Annotated in this window: 6 protein-coding genes, 1 tRNA gene and 1 other RNA gene; all 8 read right to left on the bottom strand. The window is 35.7% G+C overall.

Going from position 1 to position 11,197, the window contains the following annotated elements; genetic code table 11:
• Positions 1–654: 654 nt before the first annotated feature.
• A complete protein-coding gene (gene recR / locus CM54_RS10430) occupies positions 655–1,251 on the bottom strand; it encodes a recombination mediator RecR (RefSeq protein WP_002434514.1) in 597 nt (198 codons plus the stop codon).
• 6 nt (positions 1,252–1,257) lie between these two features.
• Complete coding sequence (locus CM54_RS10425) at positions 1,258–1,575, bottom strand: YbaB/EbfC family nucleoid-associated protein (protein WP_002434018.1); 318 nt, start codon at positions 1,573–1,575, stop codon at positions 1,258–1,260.
• A gap of 88 nt (positions 1,576–1,663) precedes the next feature.
• The gene (gene dnaX / locus CM54_RS10420; protein WP_037550984.1) at positions 1,664–3,370 is read right to left on the bottom strand and encodes a DNA polymerase III subunit gamma/tau; all 1,707 of its coding nucleotides are present in this window, start codon (positions 3,368–3,370) and stop codon (positions 1,664–1,666) included.
• Positions 3,371–3,438: 68 nt separating this feature from the next.
• Positions 3,439–3,969 carry a GNAT family N-acetyltransferase gene (locus CM54_RS10415; protein WP_037550982.1) on the bottom strand — a complete coding sequence of 177 codons (531 nt, stop codon included), beginning with the start codon at positions 3,967–3,969 and terminating at the stop codon, positions 3,439–3,441.
• 367 nt (positions 3,970–4,336) lie between these two features.
• Positions 4,337–4,606: signal recognition particle sRNA large type (ffs, locus tag CM54_RS12430), an RNA gene on the bottom strand.
• 274 nt (positions 4,607–4,880) lie between these two features.
• Positions 4,881–4,973, bottom strand: a tRNA-Ser gene (locus CM54_RS10410).
• A 61-nt stretch (positions 4,974–5,034) separates the two neighbouring features.
• Complete coding sequence (locus tag CM54_RS10405) at positions 5,035–6,498, bottom strand: glutamate synthase subunit beta (protein ID WP_037550980.1); 1,464 nt, start codon at positions 6,496–6,498, stop codon at positions 5,035–5,037.
• A gap of 17 nt (positions 6,499–6,515) precedes the next feature.
• Positions 6,516–11,012, bottom strand: coding sequence for a glutamate synthase large subunit (gltB, locus tag CM54_RS10400; protein WP_037550979.1), 4,497 nt, complete (start codon positions 11,010–11,012; stop codon positions 6,516–6,518).
• Between the last annotated feature and the right edge of the window lie 185 nt (positions 11,013–11,197).

Raw genomic sequence — 11,197 nt, 5'->3', positions numbered from 1 at the left:
CTTTTTATAATTAATTTTATTGTCTTTTTTAGAATTAAGTTGATTTGTTTCGCTCAACAAATAAATACTATACAGGCTTTAGAGAGTTTTAACAACAGTAAAATTTACACTAGCTTAACAAAATCACTACACTATATCTCCAATAACCGAACTTTATGATTTTATATCGAAATAACTATCGTTTTTAGAGGCAAAATATGAACTTTGCGATAAATTATACAATCTTACTATAGCCATTTCACAAACTTTAAAGAAATTTTATTTTTTTGAAGTTAGTTACTTCATTATTGTTTCATAGTCTCAACTACTTTAATAATGTCAGCCGTTTTAGTTATAAAACATAAATTCATTATCCTCTCTACGCTACGTTTAATGAATTATTTCCTCTTATTTAGGAAAACTCAGGGACATAAAATTTAAACTTATAATATATCTAAAATTTTTATCCCCTTAATTACTAACCAATCACATATGCTATTTAAAAATCACATATAAGCAACTCTTGAAAAACTTAGCTAAGAATTTACAGTAAAAACATGAATCTATAGAATCCCTATTATTAAAATAAAAAGCACAAAGATGATTTCTAATTCACAACATCTTTGCGCTATTACTCCTTTGGGTATTTATAGCCCGTTCTTATTAATTTTAAATCTACATTTCAGTTCTACCAGCAATCGCTTTAGATAACGTAACTTCATCTGCGTATTCTAAATCTCCACCAACCGATAGTCCTTGTGCTAAACGTGTTACTTTAATACCAATTGGCTTCACTAATCTCGAAATATACATTGCTGTAGATTCTCCCTCTAAGTTGGGATTCATTGCTAAAATAAGTTCTTTAACTTCATCACTTTTTAGTCGCTCAACTAATGCTGGGATGTTAATATCTTCTGGACCTATACCATCCATTGGTGATATTGAACCATGTAGAACATGATATAAACCTTTATACTCGCGCATTTTTTCCATCGCTATAACGTCTTTATCATCTTCAACTACACAAATGACCGAACGATCACGTTGCTTATCTTGGCAAATGTAGCAAGGGTCATTTTCAGTGATATGACCACAAACACTACAATAAGTAAGTTCTCTTTTAACATCTACCAGTGCTTTAGCAAATTGAACAACATCGTCTTCCTTCATATCTAAAGTATGAAAAGCCAGACGTTGAGCCGTCTTAGGTCCAATGCCTGGCAGTTTCATAAAACTGTCTATAAGTTTAGAAATTGGTTCTGGATATTGCATGTGTTATCACATTCCAGGGATGTTTAAGCCTTGAGTATGTTTACCTAAACGTTCTTGAGTTAACTCGTCAGCTTTATTCATCGCTTCATTAGTAGCAGCTAATACTAAATCTTGAAGCATTTCAACGTCATCTGGATCTACTGCTTCTTCTTTAATTTCTACATCTACAACTTCTTTATGGCCAGTAACTGTTACAGTAACCATACCGCCACCAGCTGTTCCAGCAACGCGTTCTTCTTTTAATTTTTCTTGTTCTTGAGCCATTTTCTTTTGCATTTTTTGCATTTGTTTCATCATTTGTTGCATATTTCCGCCACCGCGCATAATATCATTTCCTCCTTGAAATTAAACAGTCTCTATTAAAAATTAGCTTTTATTATATTATACATACGAATATATTGCTTGTCATGTATCAGTCTTCGTCTATCATATGTACTGTTTCTTCACCAAACAAATCTTTAGCCTTTTGTGCCACATCAACTTGTGCTGGCTGTTGTGCCTCTCCTGACTCGCTGTTATTTTCACCATTAGCGTTACGATTTTGAATATATTCAGATCTAACTCTTAACCATTGATCCGAAGGTACACCAACGACTTTCACCGTTTTATTTACTATATTACAAACTACACTCTCTATATTGTTACGCTTTTCATCATCTTTATTTACAATTTCGCAATGAATCTCTTCCTCAAACTTAACTAACACATGATCTTCACTCGCTGCCACTGGTTCTGAGTTTTGGAGTAAACTTACTAATGATTTTTTGTCATTACTTTTAGCATGATCAATCACTTCTTGCCAGTGGTCTTTTAATAATTTTATGTCTTCTTTATTAGCTTTATCTAATACTTTAGCTATTTGTTGCATTGAAAATGCATTTTTAGAGCGTTGAACTGTACGTGTAGGTTTCTTCGGTTGTTGTGTTTGACCACTATTCGAAGCACCTTGCGCTTTCAGTGTTTTTAATTCATTTTCAAGTTGCTCCATACGTTGAAGCAGTACATCATTATCAGGTTCAGTAGCTACAGCTGTTGTAGCCATATTCTGAACAGTCTGTGGTTGCGCTTTAATCATTTCCGCAAGTTTAACTAGTAACACTTCAAAATGAACGTTTTGGTTAACGCTAAAACGAATTGAAACAAGTGTATCATTAATGATATCAATCATACGATATAGTGTGTCTAATTCAAAACTAACTAAAGCATCATATTCAATTGATTCATTTGATGTTTTTATCATTATCGTATCTCTAACGAAGTAAATCATGTCGTTAATAAGTCGATTCACTTCTTTTCCTTCTGAAATAAAGTGATGATATCTACCAAAAGCTTCTTTAACATTCCCCTCAACAACATCTTTGAACAAATCATTTAATGCCGCTTCATCAACGCTACCAGTCACGTTTAACGCATCTTGTAGTGTCAAACGCTCGTCCCCAAAAGCAATCGCTTGATCCATGATACTTAAAGCATCACGCATACCACCTTCTGAAGTTTTAGCAATAAATTCTAATGCTGCAGTATCATACTCTAGTGACTGTGATTCAGCTACGAACTTTAGGCGGTCTACAATTTGATCCATACTAATCGCTTTAAAATCAAAACGTTGTGCTCGAGAGATAATAGTAGGAGGAATTTTATGTGGTTCTGTAGTCGCTAGAATAAATATCGCGTGACTAGGAGGCTCTTCCAAAGTTTTAAGCAAGGCGTTAAACGCCCCCGTCGTTAACATATGTACCTCATCTATAATATATACTTTATATTTGGATTCACTTGGTGCGTATTTCACCTTATCTCTTATATTTCTAATCTCATCCACACCGTTATTACTCGCCGCGTCAATTTCAATCACATCAGAATTTGTACCTTGAGTAATACCTTTACAAATCGCACACTCATTACAAGGTTCTCCATCATCGCTATTAAGGCAATTAATCGCCTTGGCAAACACTTTAGCGATACTTGTCTTCCCAGTTCCTCTGGGTCCACTGAAAATGTAAGCATGTGATTGTTTACCTTTAGAGATGGCATTACGTAACGTTTTCGTGACGTGTGTTTGTCCAACAACATCATCGAAACTTTGCGGTCTATACATTCGATACAAAGCTTGGTAATCCACTGTAACACCTCCATTAACAATTACTCATCATTATATCATGTTCGTAACAATTCTTTTCAATGAAAAAATTAATCAAATACTTCAGGTAACATAACAGTCATACCATGAAGTGATGCTATGTATGAAGTTAAAAATTTCACACTTAAGGTATCATCGTTACCTAATTCTTCCATAACAATATCGTATTGTTTCGCATCAACGTATCCTATGTGATTGAAAAATTCAGTATAGCAATGAACAAAAATTGCTGGATACCCTTCAGCTTTGGCACGCTCTTCTACTGCTTGCATTAAAGCTTTTCCTAGTCCTTGTTCACGCACATCTGGTTGTACTGATAAAGCTCCAACTGCTAGTGCAGTAGTTTGATGATTATTAGAAACTAATAAAATTTCTCCTAATAAGACATGGCCAATGACATCGTTCGTATCATTTTTAGCAATAACTTCTAATTCAGAATTATAATTCTCGGATTTTCTGAGATTCTTAACTCTGGCACGTTCTTTCCAACTCATCTCTGGGTCTTGATCATAATTTTGTTCAATGCTATCAAGTGATCGTTCATAATCAACTTCAGTTAAAGTGCTTAAAAATATTTGCATGTATCCTCCAATTTTTCTATCAACTTTTTAATGATATATCAATACACGTTATATATTATTTGCTTAGTTCGTTATAACCTTAACAAATTATTGAAAATTAATCTATTTAATGAAAGAAGAGTGGGATAGAAATTTAAATTTGTAAAAAATTAATTTCATTATCCCACTCCAACTTGGTTTGTATATAAAATTTTTTATAATTCATCACTAGTAGGGGCTAGCTGACAAAGTTGTTTAGAAGTATGAGAAGCTCGGTTCAAACATATTTCCAGATCAGTTAACTACTGCCAAAATAAAAAAGGCTACGACAATCTGATATGTCCTAGCCTTTTATCTATGTGATATTTGCTTAAATCTCATAATAATACCGTGCACCTTTGTATCGAACGCATATCATAAACGTTACCGAAGTCGACAGCTAAATCTCGGCTACCCTACGGCACATATGAGGATCCACTTAATGCTGCTTCCGTCAGGACCTGACATGGTTCATGGGTTCATATTGCATAGGACCGAAATCTTCAAACACTACGTGCTTCGGGCAGACTTCACAAAAATGCGCCCTCAACAAAGGAATTAAGTCTCGCATAAAGCGGATTTCGAGTACAGGGAACCGCTACCTCCCCACCTAGCACGGTAAGATTTATAATACTATAATTTCATATCCCTTTGCAAGCGTAAAAATTTCATCAATAACTTATATATGAGTTTAGATTACTCTTTTAATGAACTCAAAATTTCGAAATGATAGGCACATTGCTAATATATAAAAATCGATAAATTTAAAAAAATTCTATTTGTATGTATGAGCAATTCAGTTAGAGGAGGGTAAAAGCAAAATAAAAAAGGCAAATACTCATTAAAATAAGTACTTGCCTTTTATATCTATTAGTCTTGGATTTTAATTCTAATGGCGGAGGAAGAGGGATTCGAACCCCCGCGGCCCGTTAAGGCCCTGTCGGTTTTCAAGACCGATCCCTTCAGCCGGACTTGGGTATTCCTCCAATGAACACAATAACAATCATATAATAGCGTTCATTAAAAGTCAATATAATTATTTTGTGTCTACACCAGAATTTTTTTATTTAAATATTGGTCAACAGATCGTGCTACAGCGCGACCTTCTTTGATTGCCCATACGACTAAACTTTGACCTCTACGAGCATCTCCAGCTGCAAAAAATTTAGGATGATTAGTTCGGAAGTCAATGTCATTAGCAACTATTTTATTACGTTCAGTTTTAATACCAAACGCATGAGGAATAGTTGTTTCTGTTCCTATAAAACCAATTGATAATAAGACTAAATCAGCTGGCCAAAAACGTTCTGGACCATCTGACATTACCATGCCTTCAGATGTCTCTTGCAGCACTTGAGTGTACAATCCTCTCACACGACCAAGACCATCTACATCATAGCGCATTGTTTGTACCCCATAAGCTCTTGGTTCTTTACCAAATTTTGCTTCATATTCTTTATGCGCATAATCCATTTTAAATACAGGCATGGCTAGAGGCCAAGATGTATTACTTTCAAAGGTAATTTCTTCAGGCTGCTTAGTATACTTGTTAAATTGTACAATTGATTTACAGTTTTCACGCAATGCAGTCGCTACACAGTCGGCGCCTGTATCACCTGCACCTATGATAATAACGTTTTTATCTTTAGCAGTAATAGAAACTTCATCAATTTCTCCATTGAGATATTGTGTTTGTTCAGTTAGGTAATCCATTGCAAAATGAATACCAAAGCCCATACGTCCTTCTAAAGGTAAATCTCTCGCATTCTGCGAACCCGTACATAAAACAATTGCATCAAATGCATCTTCAAGCTCTTCTTTACTGATATCAACGCCAATCTCAACACTTGTTTTAAACTCTATACCTGCCTCTTTCATTAACGCTATACGACGACGTACTACATCTTTATCTAATTTCATATTTGGTATACCGTACATTAATAAGCCGCCTGGTTCATGTGCTTTTTCAAACACGGTCACTTGGTACCCTTTAACGTTGAGTTCTTCAGCAGCTGTAAGCCCTGCAGGTCCACTTCCTACTATTGCAACTTTTTGCTCTTTACGTTCTTCAGGATACTTTGGTTTAACCCAACCATTATCATAAGCTTCATCTATAATAGTACGCTCAATACCTTTAATTGCAACGGATTCTCTATTAATTTTCATGACACAAGAATTCTCACATGGCGCGGGGCATACACGTCCAGTAAATTCCGGAAAATTATTTGTCTCACTCAATCTTTCATAAGCCGTTTTAAAGTCTTGATGATATACTAAATCGTTCCACTCTGGTATATAATTTCCAATAGGACAGCCGATAGTTTCTCTTCCATATAACTGTCCTGTTTGGCAAAATGGTGTGCCACAATCCATACAGCGTGCACCTTGAACGGAGGCATCTTCCTTAGTAAAGCGTTGTTGAAACGCATCATGACCAGAAAGACGATCTACCAAAGACAATTCTGATAAAGACTGTTTATTATATTTCATAAATCCTTTAAATTCGCCCATGATTATCCCCCACTTTTTTAATAAACTACTGCTGGTTGTAATTCTTCTTCAATACTTTTCCTATCATCATAAAATGCTGCGAGTGTCGCTTCATCTACTTGTTCTATTCGTCGTTTTTGTAAATCAATTTTTTGCATCATCAATTTGTAATCTTTCGGTATGACTTTCACTACATATTGGCTTACATTTTCAAATTGATTCAAAATTTGTCGTGCTTTCGTACTACGTGTATGTTTATAATGCGCTTCAAGCATCTCTTTAATTAATGCTTTTTCCTCATCATAGCGAACCTCACTAAATTCAAGAGTTTCTAGTGCATTAACCTTTTTAAATTCTTCAATACTTGATGGGAAGATATAACTTACGCCGCCACTCATACCTTGGCCAAAGTTTTTACCAACATCTCCTAAAATAATGACATGTCCACCAGTCATGTACTCTAGTCCGTGGTCTCCAATACCTTCTACCACAACATCAGCACCACTATTTCTAATACAAAAACGTTCTCCCGCCTTACCATTTATATAAGCTTTTCCTCTTGATGCTCCATAAAAACTTACATTACCTGCGATAATTTCTTGTTCTCGCTCTTCATTTGGCGCATTAACAATAACTGTTCCACCTGATAAACCTTTACCTACATAGTCATTCGCATCACCAGTATGATGAATCGTCAAACCGTGTGGCGCATAAGCAGCAAGACTTTGACCGGCATGCCCTTCTGTATAAGCGAATATTGTATCCTCAGGGAGACCTTCTTCTCCGTATTGACGTGCAATGGCACTACCTGTGATAACGCCTACATCTCTTTGTTCATTGTTGACCACATAACTTCCTGTGAATGAATGTCCATTTTGAATACTGTGCTTAGCATCTGGATATAGATAATTCAAATCAAAGCCGATATCTAAGTGATGATCTTGCATTATTTGTTTCGTATTAGGTCCTTCAGACTGTTCGATAAGATTCTCTATTTGAATTGCTGCAGCTTTGCTTCCAGGAGTTAACTTAGAAGAACGCTGTAGTAAATCTGTTCTACCTACTAACTCCTCTACTGACTCTAGACCTAGAGAAGCTAAAATTTCTCGTAGTTCTTCAGCAATGAAATACATAAAGTTGACTACATGTTGCGCCTTACCTGTAAATAGCGCACGTAAATCTTTGTTTTGCGTAGCAACTCCTACTGGACATGTATCGTTGTGACATACACGCATCATGATACATCCCAATACAACAAGTGGGGCTGTCGCAAATCCAAACTCTTCCGCTCCAAGCGCACAAGCGTACGCTACATCTACTCCAGTGAGTAACTTACCATCTGTTTCTAACTTCACTCGACTACGTAAATGATTTAATTTCAATGTTTGATGTGTTTCCGCTAGTCCTATTTCCCAAGGAACTCCAGCATGTTGAATACTGGTCTTTGGTGAAGCCCCAGTACCTCCGTCATAACCACTAATGACTATCTTATCGGCGAATGCTTTAGCTACCCCTGAAGCGATGGTTCCTACGCCTGTTTTAGAAACTAATTTAACTGCAATATCCGCTTCTTTATTCGCATTTTTTAAATCGTGAATAAGTTGAGCTAAATCTTCTATAGAATAAATATCGTGATGTGGTGGAGGAGAAATCAATCCTATACCCGGTGTTGAACCTCTTGTTTCAGCTATCCACGGATAGACCTTTGACCCTGGTAATTGTCCACCTTCCCCTGGTTTAGCGCCTTGTGCTACTTTGATTTGAATCTCTCTTGCATGTTGGAGATAATCACTCGTTACACCAAATCGTCCGGACGCAACTTGTTTAATTGCGCTCGTCTTATTACTTCCATCCTTTTGCAATTCATATCGAGACGGATCTTCTCCGCCCTCTCCACTATTGCTTTTACCACCAATTTGATTCATCGCCTGTGCCAAAGTTTCATGCGCTTCAGCTGAAATTGAACCATAACTCATAGCACCAGTATTAAACCTTTTCACAATTTCACTTACCGGCTCCACACGACTAATATCAATGGCTTTTTGTTTTTTAAACTCTAACAGATGACGTATGTGATCTGTACGTTTATCATTGACTGCCTCTGAAAATTCTTTAAACAGTTCATAATCATTTTCTCTACAAGCATGTTGTAGTAAAAAGATTGTACGAGGGTTAAATGCATGATGTTGACCTTGTTGTCTCCATTGAAATGTACTACCTGATTCTAAGTAATCTGTTGCATTACTTTGTCGCGCTTTATTCTCATTGTCGATTTGTTCAATACTTATTCCAGATATTTTTGACTGTGTTCCAGTAAAATAACGATCTATAACATCTTGAGATAATCCAACTGCTTCAAAAATCTGCGCCCCTTGATAACTTTGCACAGTTGAAATTCCCATTTTCGCCATAACTTTTATGACACCTTCTGATAATACGCGTGTATACGTTTCTACGTTCTCAATTACTGAACCAGATAACTGTCCTTTAAGTGTCAATTGTTCAATCGTACGTTGCGCAAGATAAGGTACGATTGCATTAGCACCATATCCAAGTAGACATGCCACATGATGTACCTCTCTAGTTTCACCTGTTAGAGTTACAAGACTTGTCTCCATTCGCAATCCTTCACGTATCAGTAACTGATGAACATGACTAAGAGCAAGTAACATTGGCATCGCATAACCTTCCTGTGAGACAAGTGTTTGATCATCTAGCACAATAATCTTAGCACCGGATTTTACTGCTTCAATTGCTTGTTCTCCAAGTGAGTTTAATGCACTTTCAAGCTCCCCTGTATACACCGTTGATAGATGGGTTACATTGAAGCAACTTGCGTCTATGGAAGCAAGTTGTGCCTCAGTAATAACAGGTTTCTTCAATTGAATACGTTGTAGCGCTGTCTCATCAGGATGAAGTAAATTACCTTCTCCACCTAAATATGACATTTCACTCGTTACAATCTTCTCTCGATAAGCGTCGATAGGAGGGTTAGTGACTTGCGCAAATAATTGTTTAAAATAATTAAATAATGATTCTGGCTTATCATTAAGAACAGCAATTGGTGCGTCATACCCCATCGCTCCAATAGGATCCTTTTTGCTACTAACTAAATCAACCATGTATTTATTTATATCTTCTTTAGTATAGGCAAATTGCTTTTGCAGACGAAATAACGTATGTTCATCCCAATCAGACGGCTCATAATCTATTCGATCAAAGCGATCATCAATTTTAAATGTTTCTAACCATTGTTGATAAGGTAATTCGCTAGCTATATCTGCCTTTAAGTCATTGTTTTCGACTACTTTATTTTGTAAAAAGTCGACGAGTAACAATTTGCCTGGATTAAGTTGTCCTTTAAAAGCGACATTCTCTTCCGGCACATCAACTACACCAACTTCAGAAGAAAATACAATAAAGTTATCTTTAGTAATCGTATAGCGGCCTGGACGTAAACCATTTCTATCTGTAAGCGCACCAATTTTATCGCCGTTACAAAATGAAATCATCGTTGGACCGTCCCATGGTTCCATTAAATAGCTATAATATTCATAAAAAGCACGCACATTTTTGTCATTAGCTTTGTTATATAACCAAGGTTCTGGAATCAATAACATTGCTGCTTTTTCAGGTTCCATAGCCAATGAAAGAAACTCAAGCGCATTATCCACAATAGCTGAATCACTTCCATCTTCATCTACTATGAAATGAACTTTATCTTTTTCATCTCCAAATAACGTCTCAACCAATTTATTTTGGCGTGCTCTCATCCAATTCACATTACCTTTAATTGTATTAATCTCACCATTATGCATGAGCATTCGGTTAGGATGTGCACGTTTCCAGCTGGGAAAAGTATTTGTGCTAAATCTTGAATGCACTAATCCTAATTTAGATTGAAACGTTTCATTCTGAAGATCTAAATATAATTCTTTGATTTGATCAGAGCGTAACCAACCTTTATAAACAATTGTCCTCTTGGATAAACTTGTGAAATATAACTCCAGTGATTGCTCTTCTCCATATCTCTCAATCTGTTTTCTCGCTAAAAATAATTGTTTTTCAACATGTTCAACGCCTCTAATATCTACAAAGATTTGTTGAATGTAAGGCATTGTATCAGCAACATGTTTAGCTATCGCATTAGTATTTACAGGGACATCTCGATAACCAATAACTTTGAAACCTTCATTTTCGAAATATGAGTTAAAAATGGGTTCATGAATCGAATCTTTAACTTTTTCTTTAGAAAAAAATAATCCCACAGCATAGTTACCTTCGCCGGGAATATTAATCTCATCTAATTGATCAAAAAACTTAAATGGTATTTCAGTCATTATGCCCGCACCATCACCAGTGATACCGTCAGCACCAACGCCACCTCGATGATCTAACCGACGTAACATTTCTAAAGATTTTTCAATAATATCATGAGACCTCTTATTATCCATATTGGCATAAAATCCAATACCACACGCATCATGCTCTTCACGATAATCATATAAACCTTTTTTTAATTTCTCATTGTACATGATGCACACTCCTCTTATTAGAATTTTCTGACAATTTTAGTTTGATAATAATTACTATAATGTAATATATTTATCTGTTCAATATATAAATTAGATATAACTCATCTAAAAAATAGAACAATTACCCAAATTACTGCTATAATACACTTATACCATTTTAAATTTTAGAATTTTTCGTCAATTAA

The organism is Staphylococcus sp. TE8, assembly GCF_000692055.1.
GTDB classification, from domain to species: Bacteria; Bacillota; Bacilli; order Staphylococcales; family Staphylococcaceae; genus Staphylococcus; species Staphylococcus capitis.
This window is presented reverse-complemented; position numbering and strand designations above follow the sequence as displayed.

Coding starts and splice junctions, on each gene's coding strand:
- CM54_RS10405 (WP_037550980.1), bottom strand. CDS start 6,498: ATGGGCGAATTTAAAGGATTTATGAAATATAATAAACAGTCTTTATCA.
- CM54_RS10415 (WP_037550982.1), bottom strand. CDS start 3,969: ATGCAAATATTTTTAAGCACTTTAACTGAAGTTGATTATGAACGATCA.
- gltB (WP_037550979.1), bottom strand. CDS start 11,012: ATGTACAATGAGAAATTAAAAAAAGGTTTATATGATTATCGTGAAGAG.
- CM54_RS10425 (WP_002434018.1), bottom strand. CDS start 1,575: ATGCGCGGTGGCGGAAATATGCAACAAATGATGAAACAAATGCAAAAA.
- recR (WP_002434514.1), bottom strand. CDS start 1,251: ATGCAATATCCAGAACCAATTTCTAAACTTATAGACAGTTTTATGAAA.